Annotated in this window: 18 protein-coding genes and 20 tRNA genes (1 of these 38 cut by a window edge); 35 read left to right on the forward strand and 3 right to left on the reverse strand. The window is 29.1% G+C overall.

All coding sequences use genetic code 11. The features are described 5' to 3' along the window. Positions 1–35: 35 nt before the first annotated feature. Positions 36–1,775 (reverse strand): hypothetical protein, encoded by a 1,740-nt coding sequence (locus CSPA_RS02290; RefSeq protein WP_015390611.1) that lies wholly within the window; start codon positions 1,773–1,775, stop codon positions 36–38. Positions 1,776–2,370: 595 nt separating this feature from the next. On the opposite strand from CSPA_RS02290, the gene CSPA_RS02295 reads away from it, so the two are divergent. The 24 genes from CSPA_RS02295 (at position 2,371) to CSPA_RS02410 (ending at position 7,962) form a co-directional block, all read left to right on the forward strand. After that, positions 2,371–2,982 carry an XTP/dITP diphosphatase gene (locus tag CSPA_RS02295; RefSeq protein ID WP_015390612.1) on the forward strand — a complete coding sequence of 204 codons (612 nt, stop codon included), beginning with the start codon at positions 2,371–2,373 and terminating at the stop codon, positions 2,980–2,982. A gap of 38 nt (positions 2,983–3,020) precedes the next feature. Continuing rightward, positions 3,021–3,500: a metallophosphoesterase gene (locus CSPA_RS02300; protein ID WP_015390613.1), complete on the forward strand. Its 480-nt coding sequence runs from the start codon at positions 3,021–3,023 to the stop codon at positions 3,498–3,500. 143 nt (positions 3,501–3,643) lie between these two features. Then, positions 3,644–3,719: transfer RNA gene (locus tag CSPA_RS02305), tRNA-Pro, on the forward strand. 23 nt (positions 3,720–3,742) lie between these two features. Continuing rightward, positions 3,743–3,816, forward strand: a tRNA-Gly gene (locus CSPA_RS02310). Positions 3,817–3,964: 148 nt separating this feature from the next. Next, positions 3,965–4,041: transfer RNA gene (locus CSPA_RS02315), tRNA-Arg, on the forward strand. 7 nt (positions 4,042–4,048) lie between these two features. Further along, positions 4,049–4,124 (forward strand) — tRNA-Pro (locus CSPA_RS02320). A 23-nt stretch (positions 4,125–4,147) separates the two neighbouring features. Continuing rightward, a tRNA-Gly gene (locus tag CSPA_RS02325) sits at positions 4,148–4,221 on the forward strand. Between the two features lie 35 nt (positions 4,222–4,256). Next, positions 4,257–4,333: transfer RNA gene (locus CSPA_RS02330), tRNA-Arg, on the forward strand. A 5-nt stretch (positions 4,334–4,338) separates the two neighbouring features. Continuing rightward, positions 4,339–4,414, forward strand: a tRNA-His gene (locus tag CSPA_RS02335). A gap of 3 nt (positions 4,415–4,417) precedes the next feature. Beyond that, a tRNA-Gln gene (locus CSPA_RS02340) sits at positions 4,418–4,492 on the forward strand. A gap of 4 nt (positions 4,493–4,496) precedes the next feature. Further along, positions 4,497–4,572 (forward strand) — tRNA-Lys (locus CSPA_RS02345). A 14-nt stretch (positions 4,573–4,586) separates the two neighbouring features. Beyond that, positions 4,587–4,671, forward strand: a tRNA-Leu gene (locus CSPA_RS02350). Between the two features lie 5 nt (positions 4,672–4,676). Further along, a tRNA-Gly gene (locus CSPA_RS02355) sits at positions 4,677–4,751 on the forward strand. A gap of 17 nt (positions 4,752–4,768) precedes the next feature. Then, a tRNA-Gly gene (locus CSPA_RS02360) sits at positions 4,769–4,842 on the forward strand. A 22-nt stretch (positions 4,843–4,864) separates the two neighbouring features. Continuing rightward, positions 4,865–4,940, forward strand: a tRNA-Lys gene (locus CSPA_RS02365). A 68-nt stretch (positions 4,941–5,008) separates the two neighbouring features. Next, positions 5,009–5,083: transfer RNA gene (locus CSPA_RS02370), tRNA-Gln, on the forward strand. Positions 5,084–5,087: 4 nt separating this feature from the next. After that, positions 5,088–5,163: transfer RNA gene (locus CSPA_RS02375), tRNA-Lys, on the forward strand. Between the two features lie 14 nt (positions 5,164–5,177). After that, positions 5,178–5,262, forward strand: a tRNA-Leu gene (locus CSPA_RS02380). 5 nt (positions 5,263–5,267) lie between these two features. Beyond that, positions 5,268–5,342, forward strand: a tRNA-Gly gene (locus CSPA_RS02385). 18 nt (positions 5,343–5,360) lie between these two features. Then, a tRNA-Gly gene (locus tag CSPA_RS02390) sits at positions 5,361–5,434 on the forward strand. 30 nt (positions 5,435–5,464) lie between these two features. Then, positions 5,465–5,538: transfer RNA gene (locus CSPA_RS02395), tRNA-Gly, on the forward strand. A gap of 47 nt (positions 5,539–5,585) precedes the next feature. Beyond that, a tRNA-Arg gene (locus tag CSPA_RS02400) sits at positions 5,586–5,662 on the forward strand. Positions 5,663–6,156: 494 nt separating this feature from the next. After that, positions 6,157–6,867 carry a Fic family protein gene (locus tag CSPA_RS02405; protein ID WP_015390614.1) on the forward strand — a complete coding sequence of 237 codons (711 nt, stop codon included), beginning with the start codon at positions 6,157–6,159 and terminating at the stop codon, positions 6,865–6,867. A gap of 378 nt (positions 6,868–7,245) precedes the next feature. Further along, the gene (locus tag CSPA_RS02410) at positions 7,246–7,962 is read left to right on the forward strand and encodes an SDR family NAD(P)-dependent oxidoreductase (protein ID WP_015390615.1); all 717 of its coding nucleotides are present in this window, start codon (positions 7,246–7,248) and stop codon (positions 7,960–7,962) included. 406 nt (positions 7,963–8,368) lie between these two features. On the opposite strand, the gene CSPA_RS02415 is transcribed toward CSPA_RS02410, so the two are convergent. Then, positions 8,369–8,749: a winged helix-turn-helix transcriptional regulator gene (locus CSPA_RS02415; RefSeq protein ID WP_015390616.1), complete on the reverse strand. Its 381-nt coding sequence runs from the start codon at positions 8,747–8,749 to the stop codon at positions 8,369–8,371. A 156-nt stretch (positions 8,750–8,905) separates the two neighbouring features. Between CSPA_RS02415 and CSPA_RS02420 the strand changes: the two genes are divergently transcribed. Then, positions 8,906–9,562, forward strand: coding sequence for a flavodoxin family protein (locus CSPA_RS02420; protein ID WP_015390617.1), 657 nt, complete (start codon positions 8,906–8,908; stop codon positions 9,560–9,562). 275 nt (positions 9,563–9,837) lie between these two features. Here the strand turns inward: CSPA_RS02420 and CSPA_RS02425 are convergent, their stop codons facing one another. Continuing rightward, entirely contained in the window at positions 9,838–10,137 is a 300-nt protein-coding gene (locus tag CSPA_RS02425) for an Imm63 family immunity protein (protein ID WP_157228427.1), read from the reverse strand. A 445-nt stretch (positions 10,138–10,582) separates the two neighbouring features. Between CSPA_RS02425 and CSPA_RS02430 the strand changes: the two genes are divergently transcribed. The 10 genes from CSPA_RS02430 to CSPA_RS02470 form a co-directional block, all read left to right on the forward strand. Beyond that, entirely contained in the window at positions 10,583–11,545 is a 963-nt protein-coding gene (locus CSPA_RS02430) for a phosphatase PAP2 family protein (RefSeq protein ID WP_015390620.1), read from the forward strand. A 46-nt stretch (positions 11,546–11,591) separates the two neighbouring features. Next, on the forward strand, positions 11,592–11,759 hold the full coding sequence (locus tag CSPA_RS29665) for a hypothetical protein (RefSeq protein WP_017810845.1): 168 nt from the start codon (positions 11,592–11,594) through the stop codon (positions 11,757–11,759). Between the two features lie 336 nt (positions 11,760–12,095). Next, positions 12,096–12,965: an AraC family transcriptional regulator gene (locus CSPA_RS02435; protein ID WP_015390621.1), complete on the forward strand. Its 870-nt coding sequence runs from the start codon at positions 12,096–12,098 to the stop codon at positions 12,963–12,965. 35 nt (positions 12,966–13,000) lie between these two features. Further along, positions 13,001–13,786 (forward strand): YdcF family protein, encoded by a 786-nt coding sequence (locus CSPA_RS02440; RefSeq protein ID WP_015390622.1) that lies wholly within the window; start codon positions 13,001–13,003, stop codon positions 13,784–13,786. 91 nt (positions 13,787–13,877) lie between these two features. Continuing rightward, a complete protein-coding gene (locus tag CSPA_RS02445) occupies positions 13,878–14,261 on the forward strand; it encodes a hypothetical protein (protein ID WP_015390623.1) in 384 nt (127 codons plus the stop codon). Between the two features lie 8 nt (positions 14,262–14,269). Further along, on the forward strand, positions 14,270–14,899 hold the full coding sequence (locus CSPA_RS02450) for a hypothetical protein (protein WP_015390624.1): 630 nt from the start codon (positions 14,270–14,272) through the stop codon (positions 14,897–14,899). Continuing rightward, positions 14,899–15,249 (forward strand): hypothetical protein, encoded by a 351-nt coding sequence (locus tag CSPA_RS02455; protein ID WP_015390625.1) that lies wholly within the window; start codon positions 14,899–14,901, stop codon positions 15,247–15,249. Before CSPA_RS02450 ends, CSPA_RS02455 begins: the two co-directional genes overlap by 1 nt. A 59-nt stretch (positions 15,250–15,308) precedes the next feature. Then, complete coding sequence (locus CSPA_RS02460; protein WP_015390626.1) at positions 15,309–17,768, forward strand: glutathionylspermidine synthase family protein; 2,460 nt, start codon at positions 15,309–15,311, stop codon at positions 17,766–17,768. A 35-nt stretch (positions 17,769–17,803) separates the two neighbouring features. Next, positions 17,804–18,013: a DUF350 domain-containing protein gene (locus CSPA_RS02465; RefSeq protein ID WP_015390627.1), complete on the forward strand. Its 210-nt coding sequence runs from the start codon at positions 17,804–17,806 to the stop codon at positions 18,011–18,013. Positions 18,014–18,184: 171 nt separating this feature from the next. Continuing rightward, positions 18,185–19,992, forward strand: partial view of a M13 family metallopeptidase gene (locus tag CSPA_RS02470; RefSeq protein ID WP_015390628.1) — the 5' portion only. 259 nt of this gene lie beyond the right edge of the window; the window shows 1,808 of its 2,067 coding nt (coding positions 1–1,808); the start codon lies at positions 18,185–18,187; its stop codon lies off the right edge, out of view.

A 19,992-nucleotide genomic window follows, 5' to 3' on the forward strand; every position in this document is an offset into this window, starting at 1 on the left:
GAATATATTTAATTTTACTATAAATACACTTGAAATCAATTTTTTTTCTTATTGTAATGTTGATTTTTATTTTTTTTATATTTCTTGCCTTTAATAGAGCAGTTAACTTTATTATTTTTATTTAGTAGAGTAAGATTAGTTACTTTTTTTGAAGAAGTTATACCTTTTAGTGATGGGGTATCAATTGTGTTACTTTCTTCGTCCTTGGATAAATTTAAATTAGATTTAGACTCAATGATTTCAGAAGGATTTGAGGTAGTTGTTTTAAATAAATTATCCTTAGAAATTTGTGATGTAGTTTTATTACTTAGATAGTCTTGATCAGAATTACAAACTTCATTATTTTCTGAGTTTGTCATAATTTCTAAATTTAAGGGAGTTGCAAATTCCATAAATTCTTCAACCATATCCTTTAAAAGATAAATAATTAGAAAGAAATTAAACATATTTTTATTACTATCTAAGGAGGTTCTTTTAACATTTAATGAGTCTTTTCGTTTTGAATAAATTAAACTTTTTACAAATATAGGTGCTGAACCTGTTCCTTTAGGAGTTGGAAGAACTGGCATTCTAAAATAAGTTTCATCTAACATATCAGCAGAACGCAAACTTAATTTTTTATATCTTTCAACCTCATCTAGAGTAGGTGCTTCAGGCCAACTGGTTAGAAGACCACCGTTTACAAAGAATTTTCTATACAGGCCTGAAATAATAGGCTTTAAATCAGTAGTTTTGCTTTCTTGAATTGAATACATGAGCAAACAAAGTAGATAGAAATTAATTTCTGAGCAAGAATATTTACTTTCCTTTTTATCAGATAATTTAGAGATAACATTTTTATCATTATCATAAAAACTAATCAGTTTTTCACTAATTTCTCTAGAGATTTCCTTAAAAGAAATTATTTCTGTATGTTTATAGGCTTCCATTAAGGTGATAGCAAATAAAGCGCAATCATCTATTGAATCTTCATAATAATCTTTTTCCTGAAATTTGCATATTAAAAAGTCACCTAAGTCTAAAATAAGTTTTTTAGCATCGAGATTACAAGAATATTTATAAAATACATTTAGTGCTAGGAAAATTTGAACATTTTCATTAAAAGATAAATCATATAAAGCAGATTTGTAGTTTTTAAACATATCTAAAATTTCAGATGCAAATTTAAGGTAGTCAGGACTTATTGGATCAGATTCATTATAATGTGAATAGAGAAAATAAGCAGTTAACATAAAAGCTTGGTCTGAAAAATTGAACTTGTTATCTTTGTCTATTAATGAAAAACCTTTTGAGTTTCCATCTGATATATTTTTTTTATCAACAAATAAACCTTCATTATTCCTTAAATTCTCAGAATAGAATTGAAGCTGTTCTTTTGCTAGATATTTAAATGGTTTTTCAAGGGAGGCTATGTTTCTATTGTTATCATTATAATGTGAATAATACTCGCTTAGCTCTAGCAAGCATAGTGTCATAAGAGCGTTTGTAGAAGGATTTATTTCTTTTCTAAAGCTTGCTTCATCAAAACCATGGCTGCTTTTACTATGAATAAATAAAGGGGAAGCTTTTCTATATAAACATAGTAGAGGAGAGTAATTATTTAACATGCTGATATCATCTGAAGTTTTTTTTGAAGTTTTAATTTGAGCTAGGATACCGCATTTTGAGTTTAATACTAAAGTTTTTATAGATTCTTTAGATAAATGAAAAAGTTGACCGCTAATTTCTTTTTGAGAAAGACTGTTCATCCGAAAAAATGGGCCGATATATCTCAATTTATTACACCTCTTATAAAATTCTCATCTTATTCATTAATATGAAATTAATGAATAAAAAGTACATAAAATATGAATTGAAGAAATGAAATATTTATTAAAAAATAGAAAAAGGAATTGTATACTAATTAGTTTTTCTTTACAATTGTTTTATAGATGATGATATCTTAAAAATTAATTAAATGATATAGATATCCAAATCGAAAATTAGACTTATGCAACAATTACCGAGATCAGATACATTTATTTTCCACAGGACTAGTGAAATTTTCGCTGGAAGGTTCTAAGTGGAAGATTGCACCCATTTCTGCATGTTCCTAAAGTAAATTTATGACAAGCAGAAAATGAAACAACCTTCCACTAATAACCATCATCAGCTCAATTTCACATGCCTGCTTCCAGAAAAATGTATCTAATTTCTAGAGTAGTGTTACGATTATAATTTCTCAATGATGCATGTATATTCCATTTATAAGTTGAATTATTAATTAGGATATCTATAGCAATTAATAATACAAACAATTTATAGAAAGAATCTTAAATATTAATCTAAATAAACTGAATTTTAGGTTAAGTACTAGGAAGGAAATAAGTAATGAAAAGATTGATATTAGCTAGTAATAATAAAAAGAAAATTAAAGAAATGAAGGAAATTTTAAAAGAATTAGATATTGAAGTTAAATCTTTAGAAAATGAGAATATTAATATAGATGTAATTGAAGATGGTCATACTTTTGAAGAAAATGCAAAAAAGAAAGCAAAGGAAATATATGAATTTCTGTTAGAAAGAGGAGACAAAGATTTCATTGTATTAGCAGATGATTCAGGATTGGCAGTTGAATATTTAAATGGAGAACCAGGGATATATTCAGCGAGATATGCTGGAGAGCATGGGAATGATGCTAAAAATAATGAGAAATTATTAGGAAAATTAAAAAATGTAAAAAAAGAAGACAGAAGTGCTAAATTTATTTGTCAGTTAGCAATGTTTACTGAAGCGGGTGAATACTATAAGGTGACAGGAGAAGCTAATGGATACATAATAGAAGAATTGCATGGAGAAGGTGGATTTGGGTATGATCCGTTGTTTTTCTTCGAACCATTAAATAAAACTTTTGCAGAATTAACCTCTGATGAGAAAAATGAAATTAGTCATAGAGGAAATGCATTAAAGGAGCTAAAGAAGATAATTGTTACATTGTTATAACTTAGCGATAATTATACTTATAGATTAGGAGGAGATTTATGTTAATTGGTGTTGTAAGTGATACTCATAGGATGTTGAAGTATGTTAATTTGGCCAAGGAAATAACTAAAAGTGCAGATATATTAATACATTTAGGTGATAACATTGAGGATGTTGAAGTGTTAGAACGAGGATTTAATGGTAAAGTATATGCTGTAGCTGGAAATTGTGATTATTCTTCTAAATATCCTAAAGAAGGTGTAATAGAGGTATATGGTAAAAAAATATTTTTTACTCATGGAGATTTATATGGAGTAAAAAGGACTATAAATAATATCTATTATAAGGGGAAGGAATTAGGAGTAGATATTGTATTGTTTGGGCATACACATGAGCAGATGATAGAAAAAGATGAGGAATTAATTCTAATGAATCCAGGAAGTATATCTTTACCAAGATTTAAAGGAAGGTATGTTGGATTTATAGAAATAGATGAAGATGGCAATATCGATACATATTTAAAAGAAGTCAATGAGTAGAATATAAGCAATCCTTTGTTGCTATTAAAAGAAATAATTGTGAAATAATTTTAAAAAGGTATTGACGAATTACATTTCATATTGTAGAATAATCATTGTCGCTGAGAGATAAGCGATAAGCAAATGACGAGGTTTAAAGACTTCGGGGTGTGGCGCAGATGGGAGCGCGCGTGGTTTGGGACCATGAGGTCGCAGGTTCAATCCCTGTCACCCCGACCAATAAAGTTAATTATTTTATATGCGCGGGTATCGTATATCGGTAATACTCCAGCCTTCCAAGCTGAAAAGGTGGGTTCGACTCCCACTACCCGCTCCATTAAAAATAAATGCTTAAAAAGTCTTGACAAAGCTTGAAGGACAGGTTACAATAAATAACGTTCTGAAGCACAAGCTTGACAGGATAAAGAAAAGAGTATATAATAATATACGTCTGAAAAATAAAACACTTTAACAAAGGTGAATATGCGTTTTTAGCTCAGCTGGATAGAGCAACGCCCTTCTAAGGCGTGGGCCAGGGGTTCGAATCCCTTAAAACGCACCATTTTAATCGGGGTGTGGCGCAGATGGGAGCGCGCGTGGTTTGGGACCATGAGGTCGCAGGTTCAATCCCTGTCACCCCGACCATTTAAATTAATTATATAAAATATGCGGGTATCGTATATCGGTAATACTCCAGCCTTCCAAGCTGAAAAGGTGGGTTCGACTCCCACTACCCGCTCCATACAAACTTAAGGTTTGTAACATAATAATAAATATGCGTTTTTAGCTCAGCTGGATAGAGCAACGCCCTTCTAAGGCGTGGGCCGGGGGTTCGAATCCCTTAAAACGCACCATTATGGTGAACGTAGTTCAGTTGGTAGAGCGCCAGTTTGTGGCACTGGTTGTCGTGGGTTCGAGTCCCATCGTTCACCCCATACAGGGATATCGCCAAGCGGTAAGGCAATGGACTTTGACTCCATTATTCGTAGGTTCAAATCCTGCTATCCCTGCCACTTTGGTTCACTAGCTCAGTCGGTAGAGCACATGACTTTTAATCATGGTGTCCCGGGTTCGATTCCCGGGTGAGCCACCAAAATTTTTTTATATGCAGGTGTGGCGGAATTGGCAGACGCACTAGACTTAGGATCTAGCGCCTAACGGTGTAAGAGTTCGACTCTCTTCATCTGCACCAAATGAGCGGAAATGACTCAACGGTAGAGTGCCACCTTGCCAAGGTGGAGGCTGCGGGTTCGAATCCCGTTTTCCGCTCCATCAAGTATAATATATGTGCGGGTATCGTATATCGGTAATACTCCAGCCTTCCAAGCTGAAAAGGTGGGTTCGACTCCCACTACCCGCTCCACTTATATGTTTACGTTTTATATGCGTGATTAGCTCAGTTGGTAGAGCACCTGACTCTTAATCAGGGTGTCCAGGGTTCGAATCCCTGATGACGCACCATTAGTAAGCATATTTTGTATGATTACAAAAAAAAGTTTGAAACAAGCTTTGGAGTTTATTTCAAATACAGGGATATCGCCAAGCGGTAAGGCAATGGACTTTGACTCCATTATTCGTAGGTTCAAATCCTGCTATCCCTGCCATTTTGGTTCACTAGCTCAGTCGGTAGAGCACATGACTTTTAATCATGGTGTCCCGGGTTCGATTCCCGGGTGAGCCACCAAAATTTTTTTATATGCAGGTGTGGCGGAATTGGCAGACGCACTAGACTTAGGATCTAGCGCCTAACGGTGTAAGAGTTCGACTCTCTTCATCTGCACCAAATAAGCGGAAATGACTCAACGGTAGAGTGCCACCTTGCCAAGGTGGAGGCTGCGGGTTCGAATCCCGTTTTCCGCTCCATCAAGTATAATATGTTGCGCGGGTATCGTATATCGGTAATACTCCAGCCTTCCAAGCTGAAAAGGTGGGTTCGACTCCCACTACCCGCTCCATAAAAAAATAAACATGATAAAAAAATATATGCGGGTATCGTATATCGGTAATACTCCAGCCTTCCAAGCTGAAAAGGTGGGTTCGACTCCCACTACCCGCTCCAACAAAACAACTGTAAACAGTTGTTTTTATTTATATTTAAGCCAATATGCACTTGTAGTTCAGTTGGATAGAGCGTTGGACTTCGAATCCAGAAGTCGTGAGTTCGAATCTCACCAAGTGCACCATAAAACTAGTAATACCAACACTTTAGAAAAACACTAAAGTGTTGGTATTTTGCTTTTACCACACTTTTAACACAGTTGATAGAACCAAGTATATCAATAATTAGAGTGTACTTAATATATACACTTGATATAAAAATAAAAAATTAATCTGCAATGAAACTTTATATAAGCATTATTTCGGCTATAATATAAATATCAAACAATGTGAAGTTTTATGTGGATAAGTATAAAAATAAAGACAAAGGTTGTGAATAAAATTATTTTTAATGTTAAAATAGAAATATAGATATTTAGATTTAATGGTAAGCAGTAAAGGATTAGGGGAAAATTGATTTAAGCATGGAAGTACTGATTTATTTAATAGTTTACTATTAAAAGAAAAGATAGAACGAATAGCAGGCGAAGAATTAATGAGCGTTATTGTTATAATATGGTAAAGGTTTTGAGAGACTTTTATAATTAAAGATACTTGAAACAGAAAGGAGAGGGTAAGAATGCAAAATATAGATTATAAAAAATTTCTGCAAGTACTACAAGAAACTAAAGGAATTCATAATTCATTAAATGAAATACTAAAATATGATTTTATATATCATTCAAATAAAATAGAAGGAAGTACGTTTACAACAGAAGCTCTGCAACTTTTATTTGAAAAGAATATAGTTAAGGGAACTCATAAACTAGACGATGTTCAAGAAACAGTAAATTCATTTTATACATTTGATATGGTAATTGATACTTTAGATAAAAAGCTGACTTTAGACATGATAAAAGAATGGCATGGTAGTCTAATGTATAGGACTAGTTTATATGATATGGGACTTGCTGGAATATTTAAAAAATATCAAAATAAAATACTTGGAGCTGATTTTGAAACAGCAAGTCCTTTAGAAGTTGAAGATAAATTAAATATTTTAATCAATAATTTTAATTCACTGGAAAAAGTAACAATTGAGGACATAGCAAGATTTCATTTAGAATTTGAAGTTATTCATCCATTTCAAGATGGCAATGGTAGAATAGGACGATTCATATATTTAAAGCAGTTATTAGATAATAGATTAGAACTAAAGTATATGAATGGTGAATCAGCTGACAAATATAAGAGCGCATTAGGTGTGGCTTCTAAAGATGATATAAAATCATTAGTTCAGTATATAGAAGATCAAAAAGATTTTATAGTAGAAAATAAAAATATGTTTTAATAATTGGTGCTATGCAGAAAAATAAAATGTAATTATAAAGGTGGCGAATAACCGGCGAATATGGAGCGAAGAATTAATCAGGTGATTATTTTATAATATTGTAAAGCTTTCAGGAGATTTTTATTAATGAAGAGATTTTGCAGACATTGTCTGCAAAATTGTCATAGCATAGTTTTATAAATTCATTCTATAAAATTATAGAAATCAATAAAAAAATCTGTAGAAAATTTTATTTTAAAGAAATTGGAGTAAATAAGATTTTCAAAGAATCTTACGTTAGAATTTAATATTGATAATATTAATATTAAAATATCAAACCCGAGTCCTATATTTAAACTTATATTTAAAAGATTTATTAATTGGGGATGGGAGTATTTTATGAATAAGGCAATTATTATTGGTGCAAGTAGCGGTATTGGAAGAGAATTAGCAAAAATTTTTTCAAAAGAGAAATATGATCTTGGATTAGTTGCAAGAAGAAGTAACTTGTTATTTGAACTTCAAAAAGAACTACCTACAAAGTCATATGTTAAAAGTATTGATATTTCAAAACAAGACGAGGCAATGATACAATTAACTGAATTGATTAGTGAAATGGATGGCGTAGATTTAATTATAATAACTTCAGGTATTGGAGATTTAAATGAAGAATTAAATTGGAATAAAGAAAAAGAAGTAATTGATGTTAATGTATCTGGAGTGACATCAATGATAAATATTTCATTAAAACATTTCATGAAAAAAAACTCTGGCCAATTAGTGGTAATATCATCTGTTGGAGGTCTAAGAGGAAGTAGAGGAGCACCTTCATATAATGCCTCTAAAGCATTTCTTTCTAATTATCTAGAAGGAATTAGATGTAAAGTTAGAAAAAGTAACTCTAATATAACAATAACAGATATTAGACCTGGATTAATAGATACAGATATGGCTAAAGGAGAAGGATTATTTTGGGTTCAACCGCTTGAGAAAGTATCATATCAAATATATGATAAAATCAAACAAAAAAAGAAAATAGCATATATAACTAAAAGGTGGGGAATTGTTGCATTTATTTTAAAGCATATGCCTGATAGACTTTATTATAAATTATAAAATTAAATAACAGATTGTAAAATGGAATGGGGTTACACACAAGACGGATTTCAAAGAATGATAAAAGCATTAAGAATTTATATAAGATGTGATTTGGGAATAGTAAACCTAGGGAATGGAATGAGTATATTCTATCTATGTAAACATAAATAATAACTTTATATTATCAACTATATAAATTAAATGTAATATTTTTTATATCCCCCCTATTTAAGGGGATTTTTTATTTAGGGGAATTATACCACACAGCCTCCATTTAGACACACAATTTTCCATAAATTAAATTCTAAGAATACATAACCACAAATAAGTTATAGTATGATACATAATACATAAATTCATAATAATAGGGACAATATATAGATTTATTTTTACTTAAGTTTATATACTATCCCTTTATTTTATATTATTTATAATTTGATTTCGACTTATCAAGTTTAAGTTGTTCTTCACCCCATATATATAATTCCTTAAATGTGGGAAGCAAGGCTTTACCTCTTTCTGTCAAAGAATATTCAACCCTAGGAGGAATGGTTTCATATTGAGTTCTAACAATTAGCTTATGTTCTTCTAATTCTTTTAAGGACTTTGTAAGCATCATATTAGTAATACCTTTAATTTTTCGTTTTAATTCATTATATCTAGTAAAATCTTTGCTAGATAAACACCACAAGATAGGTAGTTTCCATTTTTGACCTAAAATATCAAGTGCATATATAACAGGACATTTTCTTTCATATATATTATCAGCAGGGAATTCTTTATCATAATTCATATAATCACCCATAAACACAACTCCTTCAAAGTCAATAGTATACTTTTTATACTAAAACAGAAAAAACTGCATACTTGTATATCTGTGTTCTTATGTTACATTAATTATAACAAAGAAATTAATAATAAAGAACTATAAAGAAAAATATATAGAAAGAGGAGTGCTAATATGAAAGTTTATGGTATTAACGGAAGTCCAAGAAAAAATAAAAATACAGCCACATTACTTCAAAAAGCTTTAGATGGAGTAAAAGAATCTGCAAAAGATAAGGAAATTGAAATTGAAATAATTAATTTATATGATTTAAACTATACTGGGTGCAAAAGTTGCTTTGCATGCAAAAGACTTGGAAGTAAAAGTTATGGAAAATGCGCAGTAAAAGACGATCTTCAAGAAGTTTTAGAAAAGGTATCTCAAGCTGATGGGCTTATTTTTAGTTCTCCAGTATATTTTAGTAATGTAACAGGTCAATTACTATCATTTTTAGAAAGACTATTATTCCCCTACCTTGTGTATGATAATAATGGTACGTCACTGGCGCCAAAGAGGATGCCAACAGCATTCATTTATACAATGAATGTTAAAGAAGAATTAATGAAGCAAATTGGTTATTTAAAAACTTTCGAGCGCATGGAATTTAATATTGGACATATATTCACAAAACCATTAGTTATGTATTCAAATAATACTTATCAATTTGATGATTACTCAAAATATAAAGTTGAATCTTTCTCAGAAGAAGAAAAAGCAGAATATAGAAAAATTCAATTCCCATTAGATTGTCAAAAAGCATTTGAAATAGGCGTGAATTTAATAAAGAACTAGAAATAAAGTGGTATATTAACGATGAAATTCTCTTACAATTGATCATAAAAATTTTTAGGGAGCTCTAACAAATAATGTAGAATAGTAAATTCAAAAACACATCATTCATTTAGAATAATGTGCTTTTTTAATAAAATTATTTTTAAGTTTTAAGAAAGGAGGGGGGATCATTTGGCAATGCTAAGTAAAAGCGTTGTGATTATTCAGTATAAAATAATAAACGATTATACGATGTTAGAAAGTAACAGTATAGTGGATGACCAAGTGTTAGTTTATTATGAATTATAAAAATCAGAATTATTGAAATTAAAAATATTCCTATCTCTTTTGTACCAATCATAATATTTATAACAAATATCTTTGAAAAGTTTTTCTACCAAAGTTTTTCTGTTTGAATTTTGAATTTTCCAGTCATTATCGCTATTAATAACTTTGCAAGAAATATTCCATGAAATTTCCGATAAAATCCAATATAAGGCTTCATCTATATCTTTTGTTCTATATTCTATAATTATCTTTCCACGTTCATTTACTCGCAATATATATTCATTTTCGACCACTAAGTATGGATTCATGTCGCAATGCATTGTGCTGTAAATCGTATTACTTACAATTTTTGTATGCTAATCTAAATCAAATATTTTTGTCATTCTTAATAATGATATTACTTCAGTGTATATTTCATCAATATTATATATTTTCATATTTTACCTTCTCCTAGATTTACTAACTTAAAATAGCATTAATATAAAAATTATATATAAATTATAACATGTCTTTACACGATAATATTGATTAACTATTAAAAGATGTTAGTTTTTAATAATTTTTGTTTCTAAAAAAATCAATAATTAAAATTAAGAACTTTTGAGGCTTAAGTTCTAGGGGGATTCCAGAATATTAAAATCATATAGCAGTAATGGTCTGATAATATAACAATATTTTTTGGTAATTTGAATTCACTTTCAAAAAAGGTTGTAGTTTACAATAATAGTATAATTTATTGAAAGGGTGAATTTTATGCACAAAAGTAGAGAAATGGAAGGTGTAACTTTAGAAGGAAAGGAGATTTTTACCGATAAATTTATTAAAATTACTTTAGTAGTAATGGCAGGTTTGCTTATAGTGGGGACTATATTTGATAAAAGTTTAGCTTTTTTAGCATCTAATACTAATTCCTACTGGGCAGCGTTTTTACAAGATGCTGGTGCAATACCAAATGTAATTATACCTGTTTTAGCTGGTGAAATTATTTATCAAAAAAGTAAACGTTTAGAGACAAATGCAGTCATTAAAGTTATTTGTTGTACTTTTGCTTTTCTTTTTCCTCTTACACGTTTTTGGGATTATTTTATTGAAATGTTAGGTCAAGTTGGACAAGCTATTATGAATTATCAAGCAGGTGCAGCTGTAGGTATATCTAATAAGTATAAATTTGTAGTAGATAATAGTTTAAATGGCATTATGTTCGTAATTGGCTATATTGTTTTATATGCTATATTTCATTTATTAATTCAAAAATTTTGGTTAAACAAACTTGAGGATCTTCAAGTCAACCGTTTAGTATTCATAGGAATAGCGGGTGTATTTATTGATACTGCAACTGCAGAAATTGTTAATCAAATTAAAGATTATATTAGTCGTCCAAGACCACTTTTAATTACATCTGGAAAAGAAGCATTTGAAAGTTGGTTTAATATTAATGGTATGCTTGGTAAAGGGGACTATACATCATTTCCTTCAGGTCATACACGTTGTTTTGTTATGTCATTCTTCTTACCATTGTTTGTTAATCCAGCTAACTTCAATTTGAAGAAGAAGATTATGATTTTTGCAATTATTTATTCTGTAATAGGTGGATTTTCAAGACTAGTGATGGAAAAACATTTCTTGACTGATGTAACAATGGCAGGATTAATTGCTGTAATAGGAATTTTCTGTGTGGTTAAATTATGTAATTTAGAAAAAGAGAAATTTTTATAAAAAATAAAAAAGTAATTTAAATTCATTATTATACTTAATTTCAATTGTGAGTGTTTTAGCTGTAATATTTATAATAGCAGTATTGGTAATTTTATTAAGAAGATTTTTTTATGGGCAATTAAAGGTTTCTTTAATTGCAGAAGAAGTTAGACAGTTAGAGGAACAATCAGCATTAGCAACACAAGAAATTTCAAAGGTGCATCAGCCCATTTAGATGAACTTTCTTTATCGTTATCAAGTGAAATTTCTAAATTTAAAGTGAATTAAAAGCAATTTTGATTTAGCTTACTGAGTAGAACGTGTTTCATTCCTACTCAGTAAGCTTTTATTAATCCAGTTTCTGAAAGATATGTTGGACATTTTTTGTGATAATAGTATTAAATATATTGATAATTATAAATACAGACTTTATATTAATATTCATCATAGTTAATGTGTTTATATTTCTAAAAAACTTGTAAAAATTACTAGTATAAAATAATATTATAATTAAATGATGCATGTTTTCCCAAAACTATATAGATTCAAGCGATACTTAGGAGGAGGAATGATGAAAAGCAAGACTCATAAATATGAAACAAGGCAATATATGCTATCAACTGATTATGAAATTTATCATTATCAAAATGATGATATTAGGAGTGTAACTATTCATCATCATGATTTTTATGAATTTTACTTTTTTATTTCAGGGGATGTAACATATTTGATAGAAGGTAAATCTTATTATTTAGAACCTGGAAATATTGTTTTAGTTAACTCAAAAGAACTCCATCAAGCTATTATAAATTCAGAAGAAGGGATTTATGAAAGAGTTGTTCTTTGGATAAGCAGAGATTTTTTAAAGAGACTTTCAAGTGAGGAAATGGATCTATCACTTTGTTTTGAAAGTAATAAGAAAAAGAATGTGCTAAGTACTGATTTTGAACAAAAGAAAAATATTAGATTTATTCTAAATAAACTAGTCAGCCTAGAAAATTATAAAGGAGCTGGCTATGAATTGCTTTATAAAGCCTATATGACAGAACTTATGGTACATATTAATAATTTGGCACTTAATGAGAATACTGAATTAAGTGTGGAAATAAAAAAGAGTAATCTTATAGATGGAATAATTGAATATATTAATAATCATGTTGAAGAGGAAATTACCATTGATGAAATAAGTGAAAAATTTTATCTCAGTAAATTCCACCTTTCAAGAGAATTTAAAAAGTATACAGGAACTACAATTCATAGATATATTGTTCAAAAAAAACTGATACATTCAAAAGAATTTATACTTAAAGAAATGCCAATCACAGATGTTTATAAACAGTGTGGTTTTGGCGATTATTCTAATTTTTTTAGAGCATTTAAGAATGAGTATGGAATTACACCAAAACAATTTTATGAAGCTATGATAAAAAGTAATATATAAATAGTATGGTAATATGAGTTATTCGGAGGGATCTTATGAAGAATGAGAAAATACAACAATGTATTAATGCAATAGCTAAATTTCTAGCTGTTAGAGATATTAGCAGTTTGAACTCAGAGGAATTGGAAAAAGCATTTGGTCTTAAGAAGGTAGACGTGTTGGTGCTGTTAGGAAATTCTATACTATATACTATAAAATGTGCTGTGGAAGCGTATAACAAAAATTTATGCAAGAAAATTCTTATTAATGGTGGAATAGGACACTCTACGTCCTTATTGATGGAAGAAATAAAAAAGAATGGTGAATTAAACTTTGTAGAAGTTAAGGATAGAGCAGAGGCAGATGTATTTTTTGATATTATGACTAAGCATTATAATATTCCAAGTGAAGATATTATAATTGAAAATAAATCCACTAATTGTGGAGATAATGCGTGTAAAGCAATAGAGATATTAAACAAATTAGGGATTTTATATGAATCGCTTATGTTAATACAAGATCCTGCCATGCAGCTTAGAACTTATGCATCGTTTTCAAAATACGTAGATAATAATAAAATAAAACTCATAAATTATGCACCATTTATTCCTGCTCTAGATGATAATTTGAGGCTTGCTAATAAAGGGATAGATGGGATTTGGACAGAAGAAAGATTTATAGAACTTATAATGGGAGAAATACCAAGGTTAAGAGATGATATTAATGGGTATGGTCCGCGTGGAAAGCAATTTATTGTTCACATAGATGTTCCAAGAGAAATAGAGGAATGTCATAATAATTTGAAAACAATATTTAATGACGAAAACTTATATGGAAGATAAAACTTTAAAGCAAGGGCATACGCTAGCTGATTTAGATGTAAATACTAATTGTATGGTATAATATAGATAATATATTAATTGAGAGGTAAATATGGAAGTTTTTATTTATAAAACCTATAATGAATGGTTTGAGGATAAACCTACAGAGGTTCTTGAGGGTGAAGTTAGCTCTTTATACAATGGAGTACTAGCTATTGATACTATTATTGATTACAAGAATTATAGACAGAGAATTTCTTTGAAAAATAATTTTGCAATAATTTATAAGCTTTCTTATGGATTTTTATCTTATGCAAGAGAGATTAACGTATATTCTAATATTAATTCTTGGCAAAATTCTTCACCTGAAATTTCTTTTAAGGGAGAAGTTTATGAAAGTGAATGTGGTGACAGCCATTTTGTATTTATAACAGATGATGGTTATAAGCAATCTATATCCTTAGATGGAATTTATGCTGTTACCTATGAAAGGTAGGCAAATTCATGAGGCTTGTAGATATTGACTTAATTGATATATATAGAAAATGGAAAAAAGGATTAGGACCTTTTCAATGCTATTTTAGAAGTAGTTCTTTTGTTTCTTTACAAACTTATGAGGATTTTCTATTAAATGACGAAAATAATATTGAGTTTAATAAAGAGCTGTTACAAGGAATATTAGAGAGTTCTAAAGAAAGAACTTTTATAATAGTTGATCTACCACTTAAGGAAATTTTGGATTTAGCTTTGATACTAAATAACGATTATAATATAAAACCCCTTTTAAATATTAATCTTCTATTTCATTCTTTTGGGATAGTTGGTGACAAGAAGGATATTAGCAAATTAATAATTAATGGATTAAAATTGAAAGATATAAATTCTAAGAAGATTGTTATGTTGATACCTTTTAACAGATATGAGGATGGGTTAGAAAACAGTTATTTGAAGGATCACTTAAATAATCAGTATGGTATAGGAGAAGATGATCTTCCAAGTTTGGAAATACTCAAGGAATTTAAATATAGTAAGCTTATTATTTTTACTAAGGACAAAATTAAGAAAGACTTAGAAGAGTATATAAATTTTATTAATAAGCATATAACAGTAGAAATCATAAAGGTGAGGGAATAATGAAAGATTTTAAGCAACTAGTAAAGGAGAATAAAAAAAGAGCGTTATCTATAGCAGTAGCGACAGCATTTTCTATTAGTAGTCCACTTGGATTAGGAGGCTGCTATACGCCTAAAACAGATAAGGAAAAAGAAGAAGAGCAGAATAATGGTGCTGGTGGAGGATATTCTGGCGGAGGATATTATGGAGGATGGCATGGTTTTAGTGGCTGGTCATCAGGGAGTTCGTCAAGCAGCGGTTCATCTATTGAAAATGGTTCTTCAAATGGTGGAAAGAGTGGAATAACAGGATCATCTGGAGGTAAATCTTCAGGATATTCTGGATCTGTAGGTGGAAGTTCATCTAGTTAGAACAATACATATTTAATAAATTTCAAAGTGATAAATTTATTATGGGGATGGGGTGAAGCATGGAAAAGCAATTGGCTTATACTGAAGAAGTATTATTTAACAACTATATGGTAAGTTCTTTAGGAGAAGAGTATGTGCATTCACAAATACCATTCTATTTTGATAAAATTACATATAGCAATATGGTAGATTATAGTGAAGAAATAAATAGAATTTCATTAAATATATTAAATAATATTACAGGGATACACAAATGTGCATTAAATTACTTTGATGATTTTCCACTTAAGGATAAAATATTTAATTTAAAGTGTCCAATAGCGCCAATGTTTTGGGCAAGATATGATACTTTTAATGATATTAATAATAATATTTTTTTTGCTGAATTTAATTACGACAAGCCTTGCGGACAAAAAGAGATGGACTTGGCTGGGAAAAGTGATTTTAGAGGAAATTTAAATAAAGATTTCTTGATGAATTTTATAAGCCAGCTTATGGAGATTTGTAACAAGTATGAAAACAGTGAAGAGATAATTAATGTGGGATTTTTGATGGATCCGTGCCATTATGAAGAGTTGCATCATGGTTACTATTTTAAACATATTTTAAAAAATACTAACATAAATATTGTTTTGGTTGGGCCAAATAATTTGTCTGTAAAAGAGGGGCAAGTATATGCGTATTCAGAAGTAAAACTACCAATAATTTTAAGGTTATTTCCTACTGAATTTTTTCATGAAATTACTAATATAAATGAAATTTTAAATTGCGTTGATAAAGGGAAGTTATTATTAATTAATGATCCTAGAATTGTAGCAATACAGGCAAAAGGATTTCTTGCTTATCTATGGGAATTAGTTAAAAAAGATTCGCAGCTATTGTCGAGCAGGGATAAGGAGATTATTAGTAAATGCATTCCTTATACAGAACTGTTTAAATGGAATCAGGTAGAGGAAGTAATAACAAATAAGGATAAGTACGTGATTAAAGCTTCATTAGGCAGATATAGTCAAGAAGTGTATATTGGAAAGATTTATTCAGAAGATAAATGGAAAGATAAAGTTATGTATGTACTTGAAAATAAAAAAATACATGTAAAGCAAGATCTTATTGAAATAAAAGAAGAATATACTTATGTTCCAGGACCCTATAATATGAATATACCTACTTTAGCTTTTGGGAATTTTGGAGTTTATTTAATAAGAGATAAAGTTCAAGGTTTCTTAGTTAGGTGGAGTAAGAGTTTTTTAACTAATGACAATTATACCTGGATGTGCCCTTTGGGAGTTGAAGAGTTTCCAATCTCAATAGAGAAATATGAATCTAAAAATAGAAAGGAAATTTGGGAGGATGTAGTAGATGAAATTACTTTTAAATATGATTTTACAGGGGCATATACAAATAATTATGAGTACATTTCATTGAATTCACTTATTATTGATAAAGATATTTATGAAGAAATGTATTTAGTGAGTAATAAGTTTTGCAGCCTATTAAAAAAGCTTTATCCTTATATTCAAAAAAACATGGAGCTATTTGGTCCAATATTAGGAATACCAGATGCGCTTTATAGGTTGGTATCTAAATCTTATACTTCTGCATTGTGTGCATTAGGGAGAATTGATTTTGCTATTGATAATAATGGTGAGTTACATATTTTGGAGTTCAATTCGGAAACTCCTGCTGGCTTAGTGGAATCAGTTGGAGGGAGTGTTATAATTAAGCAAAGGCTTAAGCTTGAATATAAAAATCCCAATAAGGATCTTAAGCGTTATATGATAAATACTTTCTCTAATATATTAAATGAATTAAAAAAGAAAAAAGAAATAAAAAATATTGGAGTTGTAACTTCCTGGTATTATGAAGATATTTATACAAGTAAATTGATAGCTGAAATTTTAAGAGAATTAGATGGTTATGAAGTTATTTTTGGCAATATATATGATTTGGAGGTTATAGGTGATAAGCTATACCTTTATGGAAGAGAACTCGATGCGATTTATAGGCACTATCCATTAGATTGGTTTTATTATGAAGAAGAAATGAAAAAACTAATTGAAATTTTAAATAGCGGAGACTATTTGATAAATCCCGGGCATACTTTGATAATTCAGTCTAAAGCATTTTTTGCTGTGATTCATGAACTCGTGGGAAAAGGATTTTTTACTGAAGAAGATGAAAAGTTCATTGAAAAATATATACCATATACTTGTTTGGAAAGGGATTATAAGCTTTCTTCTGATTATGTTGTTAAGCCATACCTTTCAAGAGAAGGAGAAGGTGTTTGTTTAAGTTGTAACAAAAGAGATGTAGAAATTGAGGATGTTATTTATCAAAATAGAGTTAATATAAGGCCGTTAGAGAATAAGATTTATTCAACAATAGGTGAAGATAATAACTATCAATATCCTGTGATTGGAGTATACGTAACAGATGATGAACCATCTGGAGTATTCACAAGAATGGGGGATTTTGTAACTAATAAAAATGCCATATATATACCTACATATATTAAATAAAATTATCACTAACTATGAAAAAGGAGGAGAAGTTTATGAATAATGTATTGAATAATATTGTATTAAGCATCATATTTGGATTAATCGGCATTTTACTTTTAGTTTTTGGTTATTGGTTTTTTGATAAGGTCTTAACCAAAGTTGATTTTAATCATGAACTAAGAGAAAAAAATATTGCAGTGGCTATTGTTATAGCTGGATTTATGATTTCAATTGGAATTATAATTGCTGCAGTAGTATTTTAAATGATATTTTCCAGTAAAACTACCTTATGATATTAAAAATATCATAAGGTAGTTTTTTTATTTTTAAATCATGCATTATTTATATAAATAAATTAAATAATAACCTTAGAATGTATTTTGGATATTACTAATTTTTAATTAAAAATACGTAGCATTTAGAGGAGGCAGAATATGGAAAGAAGAGCACTAAAGAAAATCTTAACAATATTAATGGCATTTATTATGAGTATATTACTGCCTTTAAGCGATATTGCGTATGCATATAACTTGAATTTAAACTTAACAAGTGTACAAAATGATAGAAAAGTTGAAATAATTAGAGATACAAGAGTACAGGATGATTTTTATAATGCAGTAAATAAAGAATGGTTAGCTAATACAGTACTCGAAGAAGGATGCATTTCTTATGGAACATTTGAAGAAGTTTGTGGAAAAGTAAATCAAGATATTCTTAACATAATATTAGAAATTCAAAGAAATAAGGATAAGTATGAGAAAAATAGCGATGAAATTAAAGTTATAAATTTGTTTAATAATTATTTGAATATAAATAAAAGAAATGAATTAGGAATAAAACCTCTAGAAAAATATATTAATAAAATTGATGAAATAAAAGATATAGAGGCATTGAAGTGTATTTTAGGAGATAATGAATTTTCATATTTTCAGCCATTAATTAATTTAAGTGTTGGCCCAGATTATAAGGATAGCAGTAAAAACGTATTGTATATATCTAATAGTAATCTTGGGTTAGGAAATTCACTCTATTATAAAGATACCAGCAGAAAAAGCAATGAAGTAAAACAAGTTTATGTGGATTATGTGATTAAATTGCATAATTTATGTGGAGAAAATTTAATTGAAGCTAAAAAACATGCAGATATCTTTTATGAAATTGAAAAAGGGCTTGCACAAAAGATACCATCATACGAAGAAGAAGCTAGAGACGAAAATAGAATAGAAAAATCATATAATGTATATACTCTTAAAAAATTGGAAAAGTTGATGCCTAATATTAATTTTTCACAATTGTTATCTCAATTAAGTATAAATAAACCTGACAAGATAATAGTTGAAAATCCAGAGCAGCTAAAATTAGTAAATGCACTTTTTACACAAGAAAATCTAGAAAATATGAAAAGTTATTTAAAGACTAATATATTGTTAAGTACAGACAATTTTTTAACTTCTGCACACAGAGAGGCAAGTAATAAATTAAGACAAATATTTTATGGTGCTGAGATTACAGATTTAAATGAGTTTTATGGTGTTAAGTTTGTAAATAATCAATTAAATGAAATTATTAGTAAGCTATATGTAAATAGATATTTTGATAAAGAATCTAAAGTTAATGTAGAAAATATGGCAAGAGAAATAATAAAGAATTTTGAAAATAGATTACAAAATAATTCATGGATGAGCAAAAGAACAAAAGAAAAGGCAATAAAGAAATTAGAAAATATAAACGTTAAGATAGGATATCCAGATAAGTGGAATGATTATAGTAATATACAAATAAATTCTTATGACGATGGAGGAACCTTAGTTGAAAATATATTAAATGTTTATGTTGAACAAAGTAAACAACAATTTTCTAAATTAAATCAGCCCGTCAATAAAAATGAATGGCATATGGGTGCGTGTACAGTGAATGCATATTATAATGCTTTAAATAATGAAATAGTATTCCCAGCAGGAATATTACAAGCTCCATTTTACGATAAGAATGCAAATAAAGAAAAAAACCTTGGTGGTATTGGTGCTGTTATTGGTCATGAACTTACTCATGCTTTTGATAATACAGGATCACAATTCGATGATACAGGCAGGTTGAAAAAATGGTGGAGTGAGAAAGATTATAAAGAATTTACTAATAGAAGTAAAAAAGTTGTGGAGTATTATTCAAATATAAAAATCTGTGATGAAAAATGTGTAAATGGATTTTTAACTGTTGGTGAAAATATAAGCGATTTAGGAGG

Source organism: Clostridium saccharoperbutylacetonicum N1-4(HMT) (assembly GCF_000340885.1).
Lineage (GTDB): Bacteria > Bacillota > Clostridia > Clostridiales > Clostridiaceae > Clostridium > Clostridium saccharoperbutylacetonicum.

What these genes read in the sequence shown, in the direction of transcription:
- CSPA_RS02295 (WP_015390612.1), top strand. Translation starts at nt 2,371, where the DNA reads ATGAAAAGATTGATATTAGCTAGTAATAATAAAAAGAAAATTAAAGAA.
- CSPA_RS02300 (WP_015390613.1), top strand. Translation starts at nt 3,021, where the DNA reads ATGTTAATTGGTGTTGTAAGTGATACTCATAGGATGTTGAAGTATGTT.
- CSPA_RS02405 (WP_015390614.1), top strand. Translation starts at nt 6,157, where the DNA reads ATGCAAAATATAGATTATAAAAAATTTCTGCAAGTACTACAAGAAACT.
- CSPA_RS02410 (WP_015390615.1), top strand. Translation starts at nt 7,246, where the DNA reads ATGAATAAGGCAATTATTATTGGTGCAAGTAGCGGTATTGGAAGAGAA.
- CSPA_RS02415 (WP_015390616.1), bottom strand. Translation starts at nt 8,749, where the DNA reads ATGGGTGATTATATGAATTATGATAAAGAATTCCCTGCTGATAATATA.
- CSPA_RS02420 (WP_015390617.1), top strand. Translation starts at nt 8,906, where the DNA reads ATGAAAGTTTATGGTATTAACGGAAGTCCAAGAAAAAATAAAAATACA.
- CSPA_RS02425 (WP_157228427.1), bottom strand. Translation starts at nt 10,137, where the DNA reads ATGAATCCATACTTAGTGGTCGAAAATGAATATATATTGCGAGTAAAT.
- CSPA_RS02430 (WP_015390620.1), top strand. Translation starts at nt 10,583, where the DNA reads ATGCACAAAAGTAGAGAAATGGAAGGTGTAACTTTAGAAGGAAAGGAG.
- CSPA_RS02435 (WP_015390621.1), top strand. Translation starts at nt 12,096, where the DNA reads ATGAAAAGCAAGACTCATAAATATGAAACAAGGCAATATATGCTATCA.
- CSPA_RS02440 (WP_015390622.1), top strand. Translation starts at nt 13,001, where the DNA reads ATGAAGAATGAGAAAATACAACAATGTATTAATGCAATAGCTAAATTT.
- CSPA_RS02445 (WP_015390623.1), top strand. Translation starts at nt 13,878, where the DNA reads ATGGAAGTTTTTATTTATAAAACCTATAATGAATGGTTTGAGGATAAA.
- CSPA_RS02450 (WP_015390624.1), top strand. Translation starts at nt 14,270, where the DNA reads ATGAGGCTTGTAGATATTGACTTAATTGATATATATAGAAAATGGAAA.
- CSPA_RS02455 (WP_015390625.1), top strand. Translation starts at nt 14,899, where the DNA reads ATGAAAGATTTTAAGCAACTAGTAAAGGAGAATAAAAAAAGAGCGTTA.
- CSPA_RS02460 (WP_015390626.1), top strand. Translation starts at nt 15,309, where the DNA reads ATGGAAAAGCAATTGGCTTATACTGAAGAAGTATTATTTAACAACTAT.
- CSPA_RS02465 (WP_015390627.1), top strand. Translation starts at nt 17,804, where the DNA reads ATGAATAATGTATTGAATAATATTGTATTAAGCATCATATTTGGATTA.